Annotated in this window: 12 protein-coding genes; 4 read left to right on the forward strand and 8 right to left on the reverse strand. The window is 55.9% G+C overall.

Annotation, left to right across the window (positions count from 1 at the left end; all coding sequences use genetic code 11):
* Window positions 1-21: 21 nt before the first annotated feature.
* The gene (locus tag ACR3EH_RS15380; protein ID WP_216601641.1) at window positions 22-3,753 is read right to left on the reverse strand and encodes a DUF6079 family protein; all 3,732 of its coding nucleotides are present in this window, start codon (window positions 3,751-3,753) and stop codon (window positions 22-24) included.
* A gap of 14 nt (window positions 3,754-3,767) precedes the next feature.
* Window positions 3,768-4,226 carry a BREX-3 system P-loop-containing protein BrxF gene (brxF, locus tag ACR3EH_RS15385; RefSeq protein ID WP_039523651.1) on the reverse strand — a complete coding sequence of 153 codons (459 nt, stop codon included), beginning with the start codon at window positions 4,224-4,226 and terminating at the stop codon, window positions 3,768-3,770.
* Between the two features lie 731 nt (window positions 4,227-4,957).
* Here brxF and ACR3EH_RS15390 point away from each other — a divergent pair.
* A complete protein-coding gene (locus ACR3EH_RS15390) occupies window positions 4,958-6,922 on the forward strand; it encodes an alpha/beta hydrolase (protein WP_171675741.1) in 1,965 nt (654 codons plus the stop codon).
* A 274-nt stretch (window positions 6,923-7,196) separates the two neighbouring features.
* Here the strand turns inward: ACR3EH_RS15390 and ACR3EH_RS15395 are convergent, their stop codons facing one another.
* Complete coding sequence (locus ACR3EH_RS15395) at window positions 7,197-8,618, reverse strand: metallophosphoesterase (RefSeq protein WP_171188314.1); 1,422 nt, start codon at window positions 8,616-8,618, stop codon at window positions 7,197-7,199.
* A gap of 180 nt (window positions 8,619-8,798) precedes the next feature.
* Here ACR3EH_RS15395 and ACR3EH_RS15400 point away from each other — a divergent pair, with 180 nt between their 5' ends.
* Entirely contained in the window at window positions 8,799-11,888 is a 3,090-nt protein-coding gene (locus ACR3EH_RS15400; protein ID WP_171675743.1) for an ATP-binding protein, read from the forward strand.
* Between the two features lie 23 nt (window positions 11,889-11,911).
* On the forward strand, window positions 11,912-12,655 hold the full coding sequence (locus tag ACR3EH_RS15405; protein ID WP_171675745.1) for a nucleoside 2-deoxyribosyltransferase: 744 nt from the start codon (window positions 11,912-11,914) through the stop codon (window positions 12,653-12,655).
* Window positions 12,656-12,703: 48 nt separating this feature from the next.
* On the opposite strand, the gene ACR3EH_RS15410 is transcribed toward ACR3EH_RS15405, so the two are convergent.
* The 4 genes from ACR3EH_RS15410 to ACR3EH_RS15425 are packed head-to-tail and all read right to left on the reverse strand — an operon-like array spanning window position 12,704 to window position 18,313.
* Window positions 12,704-13,741 (reverse strand): ACP S-malonyltransferase, encoded by a 1,038-nt coding sequence (locus tag ACR3EH_RS15410; protein ID WP_171188308.1) that lies wholly within the window; start codon window positions 13,739-13,741, stop codon window positions 12,704-12,706.
* Window positions 13,738-15,927, reverse strand: a complete 2,190-nt coding sequence (locus ACR3EH_RS15415) for a dehydrogenase E1 component subunit alpha/beta (RefSeq protein WP_171648728.1) — start codon at window positions 15,925-15,927, stop codon at window positions 13,738-13,740. Before ACR3EH_RS15415 ends, ACR3EH_RS15410 begins: the two co-directional genes overlap by 4 nt.
* Before the next feature lie 11 nt (window positions 15,928-15,938).
* Window positions 15,939-17,141, reverse strand: a complete 1,203-nt coding sequence (locus ACR3EH_RS15420; RefSeq protein WP_171188304.1) for an acyl-CoA dehydrogenase — start codon at window positions 17,139-17,141, stop codon at window positions 15,939-15,941.
* Window positions 17,138-18,313 carry a pyridoxal phosphate-dependent aminotransferase gene (locus ACR3EH_RS15425; protein ID WP_171675747.1) on the reverse strand — a complete coding sequence of 392 codons (1,176 nt, stop codon included), beginning with the start codon at window positions 18,311-18,313 and terminating at the stop codon, window positions 17,138-17,140. The genes ACR3EH_RS15420 and ACR3EH_RS15425 overlap by 4 nt, the downstream gene beginning before the upstream one ends.
* Window positions 18,314-18,402: 89 nt before the next feature.
* On the opposite strand from ACR3EH_RS15425, the gene ACR3EH_RS15430 reads away from it, so the two are divergent.
* Window positions 18,403-19,317 carry a LysR substrate-binding domain-containing protein gene (locus ACR3EH_RS15430; protein ID WP_171188300.1) on the forward strand — a complete coding sequence of 305 codons (915 nt, stop codon included), beginning with the start codon at window positions 18,403-18,405 and terminating at the stop codon, window positions 19,315-19,317.
* 96 nt (window positions 19,318-19,413) lie between these two features.
* Here the strand turns inward: ACR3EH_RS15430 and amaB are convergent, their stop codons facing one another.
* The gene (gene amaB, locus ACR3EH_RS15435; RefSeq protein WP_371732081.1) at window positions 19,414-20,910 is read right to left on the reverse strand and encodes an L-piperidine-6-carboxylate dehydrogenase; all 1,497 of its coding nucleotides are present in this window, start codon (window positions 20,908-20,910) and stop codon (window positions 19,414-19,416) included.
* Window positions 20,911-20,918 lie beyond the last annotated feature (8 nt).

Here is a 20,918-nt window from a genome sequence, read left to right on the forward strand (position 1 = left end):
TCTTAGATATGGTTAGGGCGATCACTCGACCACGAAGCGCAGCTTGGTGGTGTCCTTGCCCTTGCAGCGGTCGGTCAAGAACGCCTCGAACCGCTTACGCAGGTCTTCGGGTGTCGCGGGCGATCCGCCCTGAAGCAGGGCCTGCCGGATGTCGCGGCCCGACACGACGACCTTGTCGAGGCCGGACAGTGCCTCTTGCACGGCGCTGATGAACTCGGGTGTGACGGGATCGGGCAATGACTTGCTGTCGACAAAGCCGGTGACGATCTTGCGCGAACCTTCCTTCAGCAACTCAAAGTTGGACTGGATGATCGGATCCTCGAGGTTGTCGAGAAGCGTCTGCACCCATCCGTCCAACAGTTGATCGAGCTCATCATCGAGCTGTTTGAGCACATTGGCCGCGGGCAGCATGTCGCCCTGCTCATTCGCCGGGCGGAAGTTGCAGTGCGGGCAAACCGGGCTGGCCGCCAGTTCGGAGTCGATCAGCGAAGCGCAGCTCTTCAGCTTGTCGAGCTTCTCTTCGAACGTGGTGAGCTGGCTTGTCGGCATCAGCGAGATATTCGCCAGAGCCCGCATAGCGACGAGCCGATAATCTTTGCGCAGCGCGGTCTTTGTCTTGTCCTCGGACACTCCGAGACGCGCCTTGCTGTGCAGGCTGACATACGCTGTCACATAGTCCTTTTTGAGCTTGGTCAGTGTCTGCCGGTGTTCGGATCCAATCTGTCCAGTTCGACTCGTCGACAATGCATCGAGGACCTGCTTGCGCGTATCCTGAGCCTGCTTCACCCATGCGTGGTCAGACGGCAGCACCATCTCGGCCTGACCAAGGTAGCTTGCCGTGTTCCCGAGCTCGCCGATCAGGCTGATGAGCCCTTCGACGGAGTTCAGAACCTCAAGGTTCTTCTTCTGGGCTGCGATATCATCCGACCCAATGCGCAGGTTCTTGAGCTTGCCGACCGTGTTGTAGGGCGACAGGCTTTCCGAGAAGGCCTTGAGCTCGTCGAGCTTTGATCTCCAGTCGCGGATTTCTTCCTCGCGCAGGAGAGGCTGGCCCCAGAAGCTAAGCCGGTTTGCCATGTCGGTGGAGGCTGCAAGCACACGTTTTGTGAGCTTGCTGACTTCCTCCTGAAGCGCCTTGACTGGCTCGTCCGAGCCTTGAGTGGCCTGCTGCGCGAGACCCGGCGGCAACTCCAGCATCTCGAAGAGAGACCGGAGCACTGCAACGTTGATTTCCTTCGGTGCTTCAACATGCTTGAACTGTTTCAACTCATCGAGCGGACGATCCGCGAGAAGTCCGATCTTGCCGGAGTCAATTTTGTCCCCGGTAATTGCCAGGACAATGTCACCGGAATAGACCAGTGACCCAAGCACTGTGACCAATAGGTCAGTCTCGAGCCGGTATTTATCAGGGCCGAAGTACTCGATATCCGCATTACCAACAAGCAACTCACTACGGTTAAGCACTTGCCCATGACCTTTGGCCTTCAGCCGCGCGAGAACCTCCTGCGCGTATCGAGATTGAACCGGATCAATGCGATCACCATCGAGCATTTCGAGGCCATCCAGGACGATCACAGCGTCTTTCGTTCGGTTGCTGCCAGTTAGGGCACGAAGCGCGTTGCCAATGAGCTGTTTTCGGTTGGACTCCGTCACGAGCGCCGAGAATGTTGGGTATTCGGGGGAAACATCGGCGAACCGGCTGCTTAGCGCGATCCCCGCGATCACGTTGACGACGTCGCGGAAGTTGATGCGCTCGTCTGGCCCCAAACGCGCTTTGTCCCTGAGTGAAATACCTTTGGTCCAGTCACGTAGTGTCTTGGACTTGCCTTGGAACGTGACCTCGAATGCCTCCAGCTGTTTTTCCTGCAGCCATTTGCTCATTTCGCGCAGCGCATCGCGAGCGCGGTCAAGATACACGCCTTTCGCTCCACCACTTGCCGTGGAGGCCAGTTCCTGGGCGGCGGCGTAGAAGCTCAGCAATCGCTTGATGGTTTCGTCTGGTGCTGTAAGACGGAAGAAGACCTCGTCGGGCTTCTGCTCATCACGGAAACGCGGGGGATCGAAGGGCTGGATGAAGTACAAATAGAAATCCCGCTCTGGCTGAGCGGTCGGCCGGTCGTTCGGCGCGCCAAAGAACAAATAGCCAATCCGTTCGACGCGACGCTCCTGCCACTCGATCTGGTATTGCCAAATCTGGTGTCCCGTCACGTAACTGGACTCGTCCGTGCGCTCCATGAGTTGGCGAACCGCGCCGTAGTAAGCGCGATCGAGCGCATCCTCAGAAAGAGCCTCGGCCCGCTTCTCGATTTGCGCGTCGTAATCGACGTCCTTTTTTAGGTCTAGATAGTATTGCTCGGTGTCTGGCGCTTTGGAGATGAACTGACCATTTACCGTCTTGAGCGTCTCTCGAAGTGTGGTCTGGACCGCAGTGAGGAGATCGTCGGACGGATCGCCACCCATGTCTTCAATACCCGGCTGAAACAGGCACAACGTGTCGCGCAGTTCCTCGGCAGTTGGTCCGACAGGAACATAGATGTCCCCACCTGTCGTCAGGCGATGGACAGAAAGACCGTCAATGATGCGAAGCGCCATCGGCTTATAAGCAGCACGAGTGAACGCCTTGGAGACCCTCTCCGCCAACACTTCTGAAACCTTGAGCACAGGTCCGATATTCGGATCTGAACGCAGAACGGAGTTCGCTACGACAGTGTCCCAAAACTTGTCGAAGCCGATCAAACCAGGCCGATCTGAAGGAACTTCATCGTCCAGGATTGCCTGGATCTGATCACGCAAGGTTACCAGGGCGCCCCGCTTCTCGGTGAATACCAGGCGCTCAAACGTCCCGATGTAGTCTGGGTGTACTGGGAACAAACGCACATACTCTTCCATCCGCTCATTCATTGAGCCATAGAATTTCGAGAATGGCGCAAGGTAAGCACGGATCTTATCCTGCTGGTCAGCCGACTTCTTCAAGAGGCGTTCCGCGACAACGAAACTGACATCTTGTCTTGCCAGCAAAACTTGAGTGAATCGGTCCTTCACCCTCCGCAGACTATCCGCCACATGTTGAAAGCGGCTACTATCGAAGATCGCTTCCTGAACGCCTGCAACGAAACGGAACCGGAGATGTTTGTTAACTTCTCCGATCTCGCGGAGGAAGGACAAGTCGAGCACCAGTTCGTGATCCTTGCGCGACCGCAGGTATTCGAGGAACTCATCGACAACGAGGAGAACTCCTTGATCGGGGTGAACGTCCGCAAAAGCCGACATCATCTCTTCGAACGCGGCCTTGTTATTGATGACCTTGTCGGCAGGCGGGAACGCATATGTCACGCCGTGCTTTTCTAGGAACACCTCAAGCTGTTGGGTGATGATGTCGCGCAATGACATCTGACTTGAAATCTCAATCCGATGCACTTTGAAGCGGCCCGCAATTGCCTTTGCAGCCTCGGCCACTTTGGGGTGCTGTATCATTGGTAGATATGCATCATCCTCAGCGACAATTGACAGGACCGACATCAAATGCGACTTACCAGTGCCGTAGTTCCCGACCACCAAGACGCCTTTGTGGTCCACAGCCTCATCGAAGGACAGCTGCGGGATCATGAGCTTGGCGATGCGTTCGGCCATGTCATCTGAGATGACATAGGTGGACACAAGCTTCTTGGCTTCACCAGGACGATCCGCGTCGAGAAGCTGAATAACCGACTCAATAGGTTCAAATTGAATGAGATCGCCGTAACGCATTGCCATCTCGAGATTTCCTTTCAATCTACTCTGAACGGAACTACGCCATCACAGCTGTAGTCCCGGTATTCAGGGTGTCCTGTCTTTGCATAGGACAGTCTGTTGTTCGTAAGTGCTCCAGGCCAAGCCGCAACGACGCGTTGCGCCTGAGAATGCCGTCGGAGCAAATCCAGTGGACTGAGTTTCAACTTCTTATCGAATAGGAGTTCGAGATTGTCCATGAGCAGGAGATCTTCGCGGGAGTACTCACCGGCCAACCCCTTCAGAAGATCCGCAGCGTGAAGATGCCTTCTGGGGCTTGGAACTGTGAGCAGTTCGCGCCCTAGTGCCGCACCGACTTTTAGGATTTGCTGCTGCCGACGATTGGCCAATTGGCATAGCAAATCGCTTTTTCCTGAGTTGGGTGCGCCAATCAACAACAGAAGCTTGCTGTTTACCACTACAAGATCGTCGACAACACGTTCAAGAGACGAGATCATTAAACTTGGCCTCCAGTTGCTGAAAGCGAACCGAATAGGTCGATGCTTTGCTCACTATCACTTTAAGTCGGTTCAACAAACTGTGTCTTCCCGCCGTTTACCCACTACTAGGTGGAGCTCTGCGAACTTAAGGCGCTGATTGGATCTCCTGTGAATTTCTGATGTGTTGTAATACAACTCGTGTCCCGTATTTTTCGCGCTTTTAAATTTTGCGCACCCACTTAGGGCGTACGACAACTTTAGGTAGCGTCGAAGTGATTATCAATCGAGTTTCAAGGATAAAGTAAGTAAAACATCGCAGTCACTTATACGGTATACATACACATGAAGAGCGGGGCCAAGGTTGGAGAAGACTTCTCACGTGACCCCGAGGCGAAGTCAACGTTGGGGAGTACTTGCGCCAGAGTACCAAAACCAATCAGTCGCGGTCGGCAATCCTCGTCTGCTCTGCTAGACAGGCGTTTCCTATGTCGAGGCAGGACACCGGCGGCGCCGTCATTGCTGCGGGCCATGCCCTTAACCGCGCAAATTAATGCGGCGGTCGGTACAGGCAGTTCGAATTACCTGCGGAAAAGTCGACGCTGAAAAGGGCGCACTGCCGATGACGAAAGCAAATTGGAGCCTACACGGTACAATTTGACTCCTTTTTTCTGCCGTAAGTCGCAAAAGTTGTTTGGTACTTCGAAGTGTGCAAAACTTGGCTACCATTTCTTAGTTTATTTGGTGTGAAGATGCGAATTTTCTTGTTTTGTTTTGCTTTCTGTATTGTTGGTGTGAACGGTGCCGCCCAACAAGCCAGCCAAAGTATTGTTATCGCAACCGATTTACCGAAGACGGCCGCAACAAGCGCTTATCTGGAAGTCCTGGCGCAGGGACTGATCGAAGCTGGTTTTGGTTCGGACGCGCCGAGTGAACCAGTAACCTTGGAACGTGGAGAAGTCAGGAAGTTTGTGGATAGTACAATGGGCTCCTTTGGTCTTACAAGCCTTCAGCGAAGTACCTCTGAAGGGGATGTGGCTGCAGCGCTGCTCACATCGCCTGGTGCGTTCCCTAGTCTGAACGACACACGTGAAGCTTCAAAAGGAATAATTGGCGATATAGCCAGAGAGGAAATTGCAGGAGAAAGCTCCTTTGCATTGCGGTTATGGCCCTATTCAAGTTCCGCACTCATAAGCGGTCAGGCGTTTTCTTCTATAAAGGAATTGGAAGGTAAGAAGATTGCCACAGTAGATTTTCAAACCAATGACTTTTTGAAAGCAATGGGGGCACAACCAACTCAAATCGGGTTCTCCGAAGTTTATCAAGCATTGGAGACGGGCATCGCAGATGGTGCGGTTCTTTCTCGGCAGTGGCTCAGCCCGCAAAGAATGACTTTCTTTGAGGGTGGTACAGTTCTTACTGATCACAAAGTTGATCTAAGTGCCACTTTCGTAAATTCCGACTGGTGGGTGAGCTTGACTGCATTGCAACAGAGAACTGTTTTTGAAGTGCTTGAAAGTGCTGAGTTTGCAGCAGCTCAACAAATTCAGAATGAGTTAGACGAGGTTGGTGAGCTAGTCTCTAAGTATGGCATTTTTGAAACCTCATGGTCAGCGATCGCACCTGAGTTGCTTCGAGAAGCTGTTTCGTCGAGCATAAGGACCACCAGCAAATCCGACCCCGAAGGAATACTTCAGTTTCGCGATGAAATTGAGGCGCTAAGTGATTCCGATGAAGAAACCGAAAGCCGCGAGCCGGAAGAGGAAGAAGAGGGGGCGATCCAATCACCAGCGAAGATTTTATTTGCCACTGACCGTCGTTTCGACTCAGGCGCTAGTCCACTGGTAAACCAATTCTCCAATTCAGAAAGCCTCAACGAAGAGATTTACTGTGGCGAGTTAATGCCGGTGAACGCGGGAAAGATAGGACAAGTAAGCGGCGTAGTATCACTGATGCCTGGAAGATCAATAATTCGAAATGAAGACTGCCATGGCTATATTGCTTCCCTAATAGGCGCAGGTGGTGGCGACCTTATCGTCTTTGTTCATGGTTACAACAATACTTTTGATGATGCCCTTAGTACCGCCTTAGCATTTGCAAGAGATGCCAAACTGAAAAGCAACTTGCTTGTGTGGAGTTGGCCATCCGGAGGCGGTCTAGCTAGCTATGGATATGACTCCGATAGTCTTGAGTGGAGCCAGCCCCATTATATCGAGCTTATAGTAAACCTAGTGAACGACCCGCGCATTGAACGCGTGGACTATTTGGCGCACAGTATGGGAACTCAACTAGTCTCGAAATTCATGCGAGACAATTGGCCCGGAAATGATGCAGCAATTGTTTTGGCCGCCCCGGACCTCGCGCGCCGTATTCTGTCTCAAAGTGTAAATGCAACAGATGGCTCGGTCACAACAGTGTTGGCTACTGAAGCCGACGGCGCCCTTTGGTGGTCGAACCGTGTTCATGCCCGACCTCGCGCCGGTCGAGCAAAACCGATTTTTGTTTTGGATGGCATGGATACAATTGACCTAACCGCGTTCGACAAAGGCATTACGGGCGACTTGAATCATCGGCACGCATTTACAGTGAAGGAAGTAGTGGGCGACCTATCTAAATTGTTTGGTGGAGAGTGGCGGGCTGCACAAAGAGGATTAATCCCATTACCCGCACCAGGATCGACCTTGCACTACTACAAGATCGAACCCGGCGTACGTTGATTTCGATGGTGCTGGACTTTAGAGCTGTAACAGCCGAACCCGGATATTTGTGTATTCGATAGACCCTTTTCGCGCAAAACGCGCATGGGGGTATCTCTAGGGGTACCGTGCAAAAAAGCTGAAAGTCTTATTTATTATTTTCAATGTACTACGTTGATTTTTATATTCCGCCCCCGGCACCATTTTGCAATCAGCTATGCAAAACTTGTCGGCAGGTGCTTTTCCGCAGACTGAGCAGTCTCATGACGTTCCGACAATCAACTGCACGCCGACGCTAACTGGTATCACCTGCGTTTTTCAGAAAACTGGCCAGTCGTGTGTTGTGCTGTTTGACGGCAACGGCGGCGGCTTTGGAAAAGTCTGACCAAGGCCAGTTCTGGGGGTCAATGGATTTGGACAGTTGCGAAAACAGCGGATTGTCTGCGTCGTCCGTCGTCTCGGCGATTTGGACCGAAACGCGATAGTCCGAGGTGTCATCACACTCGTTATACATACGCAGCGAGGCAAGGTTGGCGTCGTCGTCGATCAACACAATCGCGCCTCCGATGAGCGGTTTGACCTCAGGGCTGTCCACGACCCATCCACCGCTGTTGTAGGCGGCGAAACTTGGGGCAAAGAAATGCTCCAACGGCATGATTGCTTCAAAAGGCTTGTGAGTGTGCCCAAAAACAAGTGCCACGTTTGACGGAGCTGTCTCGCCAAATTCCGATCTGATTTGTTCTTGAACCGGAACCTGCATGAACCGCTTGACGCCTGCGCCATCGTCGCTGAGCAACGTGTCAGTCTGCCCGCGTTCAAAATAGTCAGCGACCAACGCGCCAACCATTTCGCCGACGCCCTTGGCAAGTGTTTTCCCGGTCGCTCCGCCCTTTTTCAGAACCAGATTTCGGGCCGCACTGCCCAGCAGTGATCCAATCGCCTTGGGGCTGTTTTCAGTGTTGTAAACGTTTTCCTCATCGACACCGATGTGGCCGGAACGGCCAAGAACGGACCAGACAAAGTCAATCCAGGCAAAGTTCTGAGCTTCCCAGGCTTCCATTGTCTCAGGCGGTGTTGTTTTCGGGTAGAGGAGGTCCGCAAACTCGCTGACCATCAGATATGCCTCTTCGATAAAGTGCCCGTGGCTGACCACAATAAGCTTGTCACCGGATGTGATGGCGTAATTGGGATAAACGGTTTTGATCTTGACGTCTGCAAGCCAGGGAAGACTGTGTGCGATTGCATTGACAAAATAGCTGGGAACACCGTCGGGTTCGCGCATCGGAGTGATGTGCGGTGGGCGGGGCAGGGGGGTGCTCCAATCGGCTGAGCTCAGACAATCCGCATATTGTCGCTCTCGGCAGGTTTCCCAAAGATGATGGTCATGATTGCCGGGGATGAACACAATCTCGGAATCGAAAAGCCGGGCGGCGGGATCATCCGGCATGGTCAACTCAAGAAAGTGGCGAAAGGCCATCGCAGCCACGTTTTCCATACTGAAGGCCAGATCGAGAATATCCCCGTTCAAAATGAGCGTCGGCAGGCGATCACCTGAATTGTCGTTTATGAGGTGCCTCAGGCAGTTCGCCAAGTGTATCAGAACATCGCTGGGGTGCATCGGATCAACACTGCCGTCCGTCGCGTTCAGGCGCGTCAAAATGCTGTTATCCGCCCCAAAATGCATATCTGAAAGACAGACATATCTGATGTCGCCCATAATCCACCCAAAACATGTTTAAACTACGATTTATTGCGTCGCATCGATGTTTTGACACGAAGTCTGACTATTCCGTTGACTTATCACAAAACTTGACCGCGCGACACCTTTGCGTGTTTGTTTGAACAATAGCTGGATTTTGACCAGAATGTTTTTTCATTTTTGCGCGCAGGTGACTTTATGGCGAAGACCTCCGCTGGTACTCAAAACGACTCTGGGCTTAGCGGTGAGCGTCGGCGCCTTGTTCTTGCGTTTGTCGATGTTGTGGGCTCAACCGAATTAAGCACCAGGATGGATTCCGAAGATTTCGCTGACTTGATGCTGGCGTTTCAAAAGTTCGGAAGCCGGACATTCGAGAAATTTGGTGGAAAAATTGCCCATTATCTGGGCGATGGTCTTCTTGTCTATTTTGGATATCCACAGGCGCAGGAAAACGATGCCGAACGGGCCGTGCGCGCGGCTTTTGAGATGCTGCAAGGATTGGGTCAAGTTGGCCAGCCCCGGCTTAAATCGCCACTACAAGCGCGCGTGGGTATCCACGCCGGGCCTGTGATCGTGGGGCAAAGCAGCGACGGTTTGGGCGATATCCTATTAGGCGAAACGGTGAATGTTGCTGCCCGTATCCAATCAGCCGCATCGCCCGGAACGATCTTTACAAGCGAATCTGCACTGCATCTTCTGAAAGGAAAATTCGCGTCCCGACCGCAACCCCCGGCCCGGTTAAAGGGGCTTGTGAATGAAGTTGTTCTTCATCAATTGCGCCAATCCACGCCAGCGAAGCGATCAGTGGCGCGGCCCCTCAGCACGCTGGTGGGACGAGAGGAAGAGCTATCCACGCTGACCTCAGAATTCGAGGCTGTGCTTAGCGGCACACGGTCCAGTGTTAGCCTTGTGGCTGACCCGGGCGTGGGCAAGAGCACGTTGATCGACACGTTTCAGGCTGGTCTGTCCGAAACGCCGCATACCTGGCTAGAGGCGAGATGTGATGTTTTGCAAACCGGCGCGGCTTTGCATCCGTTCATCGAGTTGGGGTTGAAAAGCCTTGGAATAGCCGACCCACAGAATACCGAAGACGCTGCGTTTCGACTGAACGAGGGGTTGGCAGCTTGGGATGAAAGGCCGGAAAATGCGTTTCCCGTCATCGCCAATTTTTTGGGACTCCGGGTGCCAGAGTTATCGGTTTTGGCCAGTGAAAGCCCTGAAAGCCTGCGCAAACTGACGCTGGAAACACTGGTTCTCTGGATCGAATTTCTGTCCAATCAACGCCCCGTTGTTTTGGTATGCGAGGATCTGCATTGGAGCGATGCAACAACGATCGACTTGCTAAATCTGATGTTGCAGAGGGAAACGCCGGCAAAGCTGTTGTGCCTTGTCACGTCGCGGAACGCCAAAGACGGTATCGACAAAAAACTGATTGGTCGCGTGATCGAGCTGTCGACACTTGCAAATTCAGAGGCGCACCAGCTTATTCGCTCGATTGACGCTGCGCAGCGTCTGAACACCGAAGACATTCAGCAATTGATTGAGCGGGCGCAGGGTGTGCCGCTGTTTCTGGAAGAACTGACGCGGCAAGCGCTGCGTGACGAGGTCGGGCACCAATCTCTCATTCCTACGTCGCTCGACGGCCTTGTCATGCAACAGCTTGATCGCTTGCCCAAGAGCGCCAAAGGCACTGCACAAGTTGCTGCGGTTTTGGGGCAGGCTTTTGATCAGACGCTGCTTGCGGCGGTGTCTGAACTTGATGCCGAAGGTTTGGATGCATCAATTGATGTTTTGCTGGATGCTGATCTGATCCGGCGTCATGCGGGTCAACCGGGCAGCTACTTCTTCCGCCATGCTCTGACACGCGACGGCGCTTATGGCACGTTGCTGCGGCAAAGACGCAAGACCCTTCACGCAGCGACGGCGGATCAGTTGATGACGCAATTCAGCGGGCAGGGTGACATGAACCCGTCTGTCGTCGCCTATCACCTTCTGGCGTCCGAACAATTCACGCCAGCCGCTGAATGGTTCAAAAAAGCGGGGCGGAGTGCCGCGAAGCAGGCTGCGGTAGAGGATGCCGCGACACTGTACAGACGTGCGCTGGAAGCGTTGGAGGGTGCTTCGGAAACGCCCGAGCGCCACAACTCAGAACTGTCGCTGCAGATACTGTTGGGCAACGCATTGATGGGTGTGCGCGGATTTGGATCTGATGAAATCGTCCCGGTTTGGGAGCGCGCCTTGAGCATTGCGGAAACGCTGAAGGATTACGATGAGCGGTCATCGGCGCTCAATGGTCTGGCCGCATATTGGATTGGCAAAGGCGATTGCGCCAAAGCCTGCGATTTTGCACTTCAGATATTGTCGTGGTCAGAACCTGCCAACCATCGCATTGGTATGCTTCGGGCGCATTCATCGCTTGCGAATGCGAAGTTCCAAATTGGCGATGTGCAAGATGCGCTAGATCATGCCGAAACAGCGGTTTCGCTGTATCAACCTGATGACTTTGCAAACGTAACGTATGGCGTTGGAACCGATCAGGGCGTTGTGGCCTATGGGGCTGCAGCGGCGTCGCATTGGTGGTTGGGGGACGCGCAAACCGGACTGAGACGGGCCCGCCAGGGTGTCGCTCTTGCCGAGGGGCTTGAATCCGCCCTGAGCCTTGCTGCAGCTCGGTCTTATCTGGCGCTTATTCACCATTACCGCGGGGATGAGGAGCTCGCATACGAGGTTGCTGACGAAACAGTGATGTTCTGCGCCAACCTTGGGATACCGTTTTGGCAAGGGTTGTGCCTACTGCTGCGCGCGGGTCAAAAAGTCGATCAGCCTGCAAAACGTCTGCAAGACATAGAAGCGGGGCTTGGTATTCTGTCGGGCAGCGGCAGCCAATCTGCTGTGGGCTTGGGTTTTTCCATTATGGCCAGCGCGCAGGCAGATCAAGGCAACCCCGAGATCGCGTTGGGTGTGTTGCAAACGGGCAGCCAGATGTCGGCGATGCTGGGTCAGCATTTCTGGGACGCTGAACTAAAACGATTGTTGGGAGAGGTTCAGGCAACAATGGGCGACCGCACAGCAGCGGTTGAAAGCGTGTCCGAAGCCGTGGACTTGGCACGCGGCAACCACGCCCGCTCGTTGGAATTGCGCGCGTTATTGACATTGGACGATGTGCTTGGGTCCGAGGATCGGACCACCCGAAATCGATTGGCGACTGTCCTAAAAGCACTTGAGCCTGGGACTGACACTGTGGATGCGCAAAAGGCATCCCGTGTCCTCGCTTCTGTGAATTCCTGAAGTCAATTTGTGGAGCTTTTCAAATGTCAGAACAGATCGTGTATTGCTCGGGGCCGATGTTCAGCGTCGGGGATCTTTGGGAGCAGCAGAACATTGCCGCCGTGCTAGAGGCCGGGGGGTTCACAACCTATTTACCGCAGCGTGACGGGCTTGAAGTGGGCAAGTTAATGGCGCTGCTTCTTGACCCCCAGATTTCTTCGCAGGAAGGACAAATCGCGCTCTCGATCGTGCGCAAAGTCACTTATTCGCTGGATATTTATCAGTTAATCGGTCGGTGCACATGTCTGGTTTTTAACATGGATGGGCGTGTGCCTGACGGGGGCAGTCTTGTTGAATCCTCTATTGCCTATGCGGCTGGAAAACCAATCGTGATCTACAAAACCACACCGATCACAATGCTGGCCGGGACCGACAACCCCATGATCGAGGGGCTGTCTACCAGTTGGACCTATGTCCATGACACAGTCGACATCGTTCCGGCCCTGCAGGCCCGTATCGCGGTGCAATCCGATGCGGACTATGTGTATACCCCGCCATCGGTCGTTGGCCTTGTACTTGAGGTTGGTTCAAGCGTCGCAGACAAGAACTCGAAACTTCGGCAAATCCTCGCGGCGATTGCTGCTGCACCAACGGGGCCGGATGCGTTGAAAGAAGCCAAAGCACTTTTGGAATGGGCCAAGACGGACAAGGCTTTTCAAGCGGCTTTCGGGTCTGGTCAAACAAGTTTCCTGGGCGCTGACGGGCAGCACAAACTTGTCAGCCTCTAACCAGCGAAATCTCTCGGCTATTGGCCCCGTTTGAGATCGGGCGTCAGGTTAAGTGACCAATGCCCTTTGATCATCCATACCCATTGAAACCAGCAGTGGTTCTTCGCGCTGCCTGTTCTGGAAAGATGCCTTATCGCTCAGCCCGTCCCAGTTGCTGAGGATCAGGGATTGTGCCACGGCACCGCCCAGCGTGGTGCCCGGACCAGTGACAATAAACAGGTCAGGCGCGAACTCACGTGCGGCCTGCGCTATTGCGTGGGTGAAGTTGTAGGTCTCCGTGACCTGATGACCCAGCGTATACTCCCACAAAGCGTTGGTGTCGCAAGCCTCCGGCCACCAAATCTGGCCTCGACCGTCGATCATTGGCAGACTGGGCTGTTGGAAAAGATCTGCGCCCAACTGCGCGCGACCCTGTGCGGCCACGGGGGCTTGAAGGTGTGAATGAAAGCCCGCGTGATTGGCAAGGCGCAGGGGGAAGCGGTCCTGTACCACCGGTACGGCTTTTTCGAACGCGGCCAGCCCGGCCTCATCCCCGGCCAGCACAAGCATTCCACCCAGATCAATTGACAGAGTCAGCATCGCGCCCGTTCCGTTGATCTGATCGACCAGAGCCAAAAGCTTGGCCTTGCGGGCTGGATCTGGGTGCCAATCCGCGTTCAGGAATGGATAAACCAGTTGCCCGCCGATCATGTTGCCCTGCATCAGCGTGCCCATTGTGTTGACGACCTCGAACCCACCTTCGGCGCTCAGCGCACCCGCGCAGGCCAGGGCCGAATACCAGCCCATTGAATTCCCTGTCACCGCCACCACGTCGATCTTGTTGCGGTTGATGGCACGGAAATCGCCCAGTGTAGCGGCATAGATCAGGGCCGAGGCGTTGTCGCCACGGGTATGTTTCACGACAGAATATCGCGCCGTACCGTCCAACTCGGTCAGGGTTTCTTGCCCCTGTGCGCTACGCATCTGGTCGAACCGCGCCAGCAACGCGTTATCCGAAAACTGCCGCCCCAGCACTCCCAGTTCGGGTTTGTTATACGTACCCCTCCCAGGGCAGATGACAACGGCGGTCTGTTTTTCTTGGATCATACCTCGGTCTCCATCAGGCGCCGCGCCGCGGCCTCGATGCTGTCTTTGGACGGCATTGTGGCGGCATAGGCCGGGCCGGTTGCGATGAAGCTGTCTTCGGCCGTGATGCGGGCCAGTGGCACAGTTGCCGTTTCGTGGAAATGGGCCATCAGGGCCTCGGCCACACCGCCATGATGGCGGGTTTCGTCAACGATCAGAATACGTTTGGCCCCGGCGACCGCTTGGGTCAGCGCATCTTTTGGCAAGGGCGACAGCCACCTCAGGTCAACGATCCGGGGGTTGATACCGTCCGCCTGCAACGCCTTTTGCGCTTGGTGGCTGAGATAGACGCCATTGCCAAAAGTCACGATGGCCAGATCGTCCCCGCCACCTTCTACGCCGACCTCCCCTAACTCGATGCGCTCGGAAGGGTCGGGATAGGTTTGCATCCACCCACCATCGCCCGTTTCATGCAGATCGCGCATCGGATAGAGCGCGATGGGCTCAAGGAAGACAACGAGCCGCTGTTCTTCGCGCACCAGACGGACACATTCCCGTAGCATCCGCGCGGCATCCGCGCCGTTCGACGGGCAGGCCAGAATCAGGCCCGGAATGTCGCGCAAAACGGCAACTGAGTTATCGTTGTGGAAATGCCCGCCAAAGCCTTTCTGGTATCCCAGCCCGGCAATACGCACGACCATCGGGTTGGTGTATTGACCGTTCGAGAAGAAGGGCAGGGTGGCCGCCTCGCCACGCAATTGGTCTTCGGCGTTGTGCAGATAGGCCAGAAACTGGATTTCCGGCATCGGAACAAAGCCATTTTGCGCCATACCGATGGCCAGACCCAGGATCGATTGTTCGTCCAGCAAAGTGTCGATCATCCGGTCGGGGCCGAAACGTGCCTGCAGTTTTTGCGTCACACCATAGACACCGCCCTTGCGCCCGACATCTTCTCCCATCATCACGACCTCGCCGTGTTCCAGCATCAGATCGGTCAGGGTCCAGTTGATCAGGCGCGACATGATCTGAGGTTCAGATTGCGCCTTGAGATCGCTGCCGAACACCTCGGCTCTTTGTTCTGGGCTTGGGCCATTGGTCGGCGCACAGGGGCGTACGGGTGGTATCAGGCTGGCCATAACGTCGCTTGCTGTTTTCAGACGCGGACGGGTGACGGCTTTGTCTGCGACACGGGCGACGCGCGCGCAAGTATCGGTATAGACGCGCAAGGCGTCCTCGGACTGCATCGCTCCGGATTGTTCCAGCAGGCGGACGGAATGCAGCAGGGGATCGTTGGCCTCCTCTGCCTCAACTTCTGACTTCGGCAAATAGGTTGTTGGCATATCTGCCCCGGCATGACCGTAAAGACGCACAGTGCGCACATGAAGGAAGGCGGGTTTGCGACGGCGGCGCACATAGTCGGCCGCCTCTTGCGCGACGCGGAATGTGTCGAACAGATCAAGCCCGTTGCAACTGAAGTATTTCAGTCCCGGCCGATTCTGGAAGGTTGCCGCGATCCAGCCCTGAGGCGTCTTGGTCGAAATACCGATGCCATTGTCTTCACAGCAAAACAGCAGAGGCAGCGGCACCGACTGGAACGACGTCCATTGCGCAGTGTTGAATGCCCCTTGCGCGGTTGAATGGTTGGCCGAGGCATCGCCAAAGGAACAATAGACAATCGCATCATCCGGCATGTCAGCATGTTCGGGGCGATGGCGGCGGGCCGCGCCAATAGCATAAGCCGCGCCCACCGCTTTGGGCAGGTGGCTGGCAATGGTTGAGGTCTGCGGAGGGATGCTCAACGCCTTGGACCCCAGTACCTTGTGCCGCCCGCCGCTGATCGGATCTTCAGAGGATGAGGCGAAGGACAGCAGAATATCCCAGGTTGGGCTTTGCCCCGGCACCTGATCAGAGCGGGCGATCTGAAAGGCAGCATCGCGATAATGCAGAAAGGCCGGATCGGTCGGACGCAAGGCGGCGGCAACAGCCGCCATGCCTTCGTGCCCGGAAGAGCCGATCGTGTAAAACCCCTGACCGGCTTTCTGCATCGCGCGGCTTTGCCGATCCAGCGCTCGGCTGAGGCATTGTGCACGATACAGCCCCACGGCTTCGGTCTGGGTCAAAGGGCCAGCAGGGGCGTTACCTGCGGGGAAATCCTGCGCCGCCACGCGACGCAGGAAGTTTTCGTGCACAATGGCTGCGCGATCCATATCGAATGTCCTTAGGCGAAGGCTTGCAGGCCCGTTTGCGCGCGCCCCAAAATCAACGCGTGTACGTCGTGGGTTCCTTCATAGGTGTTCACCGTTTCCAGATTCACCATGTGCCGGATGACGTGAAAATCCTGACTGATACCGTTGCCGCCATGCATGTCACGGGCGTGGCGCGCGATCTCAAGCGCCTTGCCGCAATTGTTGCGCTTGATCAGGCTGATCATTTCGGGTGCGGCGCGGGCTTCGTCCATCAGGCGACCCACGCGAAGGGCGGCCTGCAGGCCAAGCGCAATTTCGGTTTGCATGTTGGCAAGTTTCAACTGGAACAGCTGGGTCTGCGCCAAAGGCCGCCCGAATTGCTTGCGATCCATCCCGTATTGATGGGCGGCGTACCAGCACGCTTCGGCTGCGCCCATAGTGCCCCAGGCAATGCCATACCGCGCGCGGTTCAAACAGCCGAAAGGCCCTTTGAGCCCCTCGACATTAGGCAACAACGCATCTTCTGAGACTTCGACATTGTTCATCACAATCTCACCGGTGATCGAGGCTCGCAGTGACAGTTTGCCTTCGATCTTGGGCGCAGACAGTCCCGCCATGCCCTTGTCCAGAACAAAGCCTTTGATCTTGCCATCATGTGCCTCGGACTTGGCCCAGACCACAAACACATCCGCAATCGGCGCGTTCGAGATCCACATTTTCGAGCCGTTCAGCACATACCCGCCTTCGGTCTTTTTCGCGACGGTCTTCATCCCGCCAGGGTCCGAACCTGCGTCGGGTTCAGTCAGGCCAAAACACCCAATGAACTCGCCGCTGGCCAGTTTCGGCAGGTATTTCTGGCGTTGTTCGTCGGTGCCGTAGGCATAGATCGGATACATCACCAGGCTGGACTGAACCGACATCATCGAGCGGTAACCGCTGTCGACACGCTCAACTTCACGCGCCACAAGGCCATAGGTCACGTAGCTGGACCCGATGCCGCCGAAATCTTCGGGGATGGTGGTGCCCAGCAGCCCCATCTCACCCATTTCGCGGAATATACCGGGGTCGGTTTCTTCCTTGGCAAAGGCATCGGTGACGCGCGGCAACAGTTTATCCTGCGCATAAGCACGCGCGGCGTCGCGCACCATGCGCTCGTCTTCGGCCAATTGATCTTCCAGCAAGAAGGGGTCTTCCCAGGTGAAGGGGCCAAGCTGCGGGCGGGATTGTGGTTTCATGAGAGTTTCCTTTCTACAGCTGATTTAAGGCGTTCAAGACCAGCTACAATTGTATCTTGGGCGTAAGCGAAGCTCAGCCGGAAATGTCCGGGCAAGCCAAAAGCACGACCGGGGACAAGGGCGACACCGGCATCTTCCAAGGCCCAGCCGCAAAAGTCCGCATCATTTTTGAAGGGTCCGCCGCGATCTGCAAGCAATTCCGCGCAAGAGGGGAAGGCATAAAAGGCCCCGTCTGGCGCGTCACAACGCAATCCAGGAACTGCGTTCAGCCCGGCAACCACAAGATCACGGCGTTGGGCGAACAGGTCGCGGCGTTCTTCCAGTAAGCTTGGGTCACAGGTGATGGCCGCCAAAGAGGCCCATTGCGAAATCGAACACGCGCCCGAGGTCACCTGACCTTGCACTGCCACCATCGCCTTGATCAATTCGGCCGGTCCGATCCCCCACCCGATGCGCCAGCCAGTCATGGACCAAGCCTTGGCCACGCCATTGACGACCAACATACGTTCGGTAAGTTCTGGTGCGGCTTCGGCTACCGAGGTGAAAGGGACAAAGCTGAGGTGCTGATAGATTTCATCCGCCAGAACCCAAATCTGCGGGTGCCGTGCCAAAACGGCGGACAGCGCGGCGATTTCATCTTGCGAATAGATGGCCCCGGACGGGTTCGACGGTGTGTTGAGCATCAGCCAGCGGGTACGGGGCGTGATCGCGGCCTCAAGCTGTTCAGGCAGTAGCTTGAAACCCTGTTGTATCGGGCAGGGCAGGACAATCGGCGTTCCGCCCGCCATGCGAACAATATCGGAATAGCTGGTCCAATAGGGCGCGGGCATGATCACCTCGTCGCCGGGGTTGAGGCTGGCCAGCATGGCGTTAGCAATCACCTGTTTTGCACCGGTCGACACGATGACCTGTGCCATCTCGACCCTTGCCTGCCGGGCGATCTCGCTACGCAGGTCGGGAATACCCGTTGTCGGCGGGTATTTTGTCTTTCCGTCTTGCGCTGCGGCGTAGGCCGCCTCGACCACATATGGCGGCGTGGGCAAATCCGGCTCACCCGTTGACAGTGCCACAATATCACGACCATCCGCTCGCAGACGGGCAGCCGCCTCGGAAATCTGTACGATCTCGGAGAGTTCGATCCCGTTTAGCCGGTCTGCACGCTGGAACAACATGGCATTTCCTTTGATATTCAGCACGAAACTAGTGTCAAATTTACTTGAGAAAAATACCTTAATGGGTATCTTTTCTGTGACTAATGCTCATGAGTTTTATGCCCAGGATCAACGCTCTTCCGTCTCTTGCCCTGATGCGCAGTTTTGAAGCCGCCGCGCGTCATGAAAGCTATACCATGGCGGCAGAGGAACTGGGCGTTACGCAGGGCGCGGTCAGTCGTCAGGTGCGCGAGTTGGAGGCGGCGATTGGTGTCACGCTGTTTCGGCGGGTGGGGCGCGCGGTGCGCCTTTCCAAGGCAGGACGCGCGTTGCGCGAGGAACTGGCCGGAGATCTTGAACGTCTCAGCGGCACGATCAACCGCGCCATTGCAGCCGGCGATGGTGCAACGCTGCTGACCATGGCTGTACTGCCTACCTTTGCGTCGCGATGGCTGGTGCCGCGCCTGGCCGATTTCAAAGCGTCACATCCCGAGATAGTACTGGACCTGCATTCCTATACGACGCCATTTAGCTTGGAAGAACGGCGCGTGGACGTTGCCATTCACTTTGGTCACGAAGACTGGCCGGGTGCCACGCTGCGCAAGCTGTTCCCGGAACATCTGGTCGTCACGGCTGCGCCTGCACTGGTGGGCAGCGCTGGGCTGGAGGAAAAACAAGATGTGTTCGATCTTCCGCTGTTGCATCTCACGTCTCGGTCCCAGCAATGGTCAGATTATCATGCGAGTCTGGGGTTGGATGCGCGTGCCGTGTTCCCAGGTATGCGTTTTGATCAGTTTTCGATGCTGATCGAGGGGGCCGTGGCCGGGATGGGGGCTGCGATCCTGCCGACTTATCTGATCGAGGCCGAGTTGGCCTCGGGAACGCTTGTCGAGATTGGTCAGATCGCGAACATGTCGGGCAGCGCGTATTACGTCGCTTTTCCAACAGGGCAGAAAAATGAAGCGGTTCAGCTCTTTTCGGACTGGTTGATCAAACAGTCGAAGCAACGGCGATCAGCCGGGTAGCTATGAGGATTAAAAAAGGCCGGACCGGGTTTGCCCTCCCGATGCGGCCACCTTGTTTTGATTTCTAAGGCTGCTGTTTTGTTAGTTGCACAGGTCCTAGATGTCGAACTTTACACCCTGCGCAAGCGGCAGTTCCGCTGAGTAGTTCACGGTGTTAGTTTGCCGACGCATATAGGCTTTCCAGGCGTCCGAGCCGCTTTCACGCCCACCGCCAGTTTCCTTTTCACCGCCGAACGCGCCGCCGATCTCGGCCCCTGATGGCCCGATATTGACGTTGGCGATGCCGCAATCGGATCCAGCCGCGGTCAGGAACTGCTCGGCCTCGCGCATATTCAGAGTGAACACGCAAGAAGACAGCCCCTGTGGCACATCGTTTTGCAGCTCGATAGCCTCGTTGAAATCCTCATAGCCCAGGACGTAAAGGATCGGCGCAAATGTTTCGGTCTTCACAGTATCGGACTGCCCGGGCATCTCGACGATCGCGGGTTCCATATAGACGCCGCCGGGGACACCTTCGGTCACGCGGTTGCCGCCGAACACCTCGCCACCTTCACCCTCTGCCGCCTTCAGCGCCGCTGTCATGGCTGCGCCCGAGGCTTCATCCACCAAAGGCCCGACCAGCGTGCCTTCGGCCATCGGGTCGCCGATGGGCAAGCCGGAATAAGCTTTCTTGAGGCGAGCCACCAATTCGTTCTTGATCGAGTTGTGAACGATCAGGCGGCGTAAGGTTGTGCAGCGCTGACCCGCGGTGCCAACTGCCGAAAACACAATGGCACGCACGGCCATTTCCAGATCTGCCGAGGGGCCAACGATCATCGCATTGTTACCACCCAGTTCCAGAATGCACTTGCCAAAGCGCGCCGCCACGATGGGTGCCACAGCGCGCCCCATACGCGTCGAACCGGTCGCCGAAATCACAGGTACATATTCGCTTGATACCAGAGCCTCACCCAAAGCCGCGCCGCCGATCACGGTCTGCAACAGACCGTCAGGTGCGTCGCCAAAACGGGTCAGAGCACGTTCAAAGATCTTCTGGCACGCCATTGCAGTCAGCGGTGTCTTCTCGGACGGTTTCCAGATCACCGGATCACCACAGACAATCGCCAGCGCTGCGTTCCACGACCAGACTGCAACCGGGAAGTTGAAGGCCGAGATGACGCCGACCGGCCCGGCAGGGTGCCAGGTTTCCATCATCCGGTGGCCCGGACGCTCGGACGCGATGGTCAGACCGTAAAGCTGCCGCGACAAACCAACAGCAAAGTCGCAAATATCGATCATCTCTTGCACTTCGCCCAGACCTTCGGACGTGATCTTGCCGGCCTCCCAGCTCACAAGTGCTCCAAGATCGTCTTTGGCTGCGCGCAGTTCTTCACCCAGCAGCCGGATCAACTCGCCCCGCTGCGGTGCGGGCACCACGCGCCAGGCTTTGAACGCAGCTTGCGACCGGGCGATGATCGAGTTCATCTCAGCGGCGGGCGTCTCATGTACGTCGGCCAATACACGACCATCGATCGGAGACGTCACCTGCAAGGTGCCGTCGGTCAATTCAGCCACAGTCAGGTCCAGTTTCGAAAGTGTGGTTTCTGCTGTCATTACAACGT

This window comes from Ruegeria sp. BG7, from assembly GCF_056535685.1.

What these genes read in the sequence shown, in the direction of transcription:
- ACR3EH_RS15380 (WP_216601641.1), bottom strand. Translation starts at nt 3,753, where the DNA reads ATGGCAATGCGTTACGGCGATCTCATTCAATTTGAACCTATTGAGTCG.
- brxF (WP_039523651.1), bottom strand. Translation starts at nt 4,226, where the DNA reads ATGATCTCGTCTCTTGAACGTGTTGTCGACGATCTTGTAGTGGTAAAC.
- ACR3EH_RS15390 (WP_171675741.1), top strand. Translation starts at nt 4,958, where the DNA reads ATGCGAATTTTCTTGTTTTGTTTTGCTTTCTGTATTGTTGGTGTGAAC.
- ACR3EH_RS15395 (WP_171188314.1), bottom strand. Translation starts at nt 8,618, where the DNA reads ATGGGCGACATCAGATATGTCTGTCTTTCAGATATGCATTTTGGGGCG.
- ACR3EH_RS15400 (WP_171675743.1), top strand. Translation starts at nt 8,799, where the DNA reads ATGGCGAAGACCTCCGCTGGTACTCAAAACGACTCTGGGCTTAGCGGT.
- ACR3EH_RS15405 (WP_171675745.1), top strand. Translation starts at nt 11,912, where the DNA reads ATGTCAGAACAGATCGTGTATTGCTCGGGGCCGATGTTCAGCGTCGGG.
- ACR3EH_RS15410 (WP_171188308.1), bottom strand. Translation starts at nt 13,741, where the DNA reads ATGATCCAAGAAAAACAGACCGCCGTTGTCATCTGCCCTGGGAGGGGT.
- ACR3EH_RS15415 (WP_171648728.1), bottom strand. Translation starts at nt 15,927, where the DNA reads ATGGATCGCGCAGCCATTGTGCACGAAAACTTCCTGCGTCGCGTGGCG.
- ACR3EH_RS15420 (WP_171188304.1), bottom strand. Translation starts at nt 17,141, where the DNA reads ATGAAACCACAATCCCGCCCGCAGCTTGGCCCCTTCACCTGGGAAGAC.
- ACR3EH_RS15425 (WP_171675747.1), bottom strand. Translation starts at nt 18,313, where the DNA reads ATGTTGTTCCAGCGTGCAGACCGGCTAAACGGGATCGAACTCTCCGAG.
- ACR3EH_RS15430 (WP_171188300.1), top strand. Translation starts at nt 18,403, where the DNA reads ATGAGTTTTATGCCCAGGATCAACGCTCTTCCGTCTCTTGCCCTGATG.
- amaB (WP_371732081.1), bottom strand. Translation starts at nt 20,910, where the DNA reads ATGACAGCAGAAACCACACTTTCGAAACTGGACCTGACTGTGGCTGAA.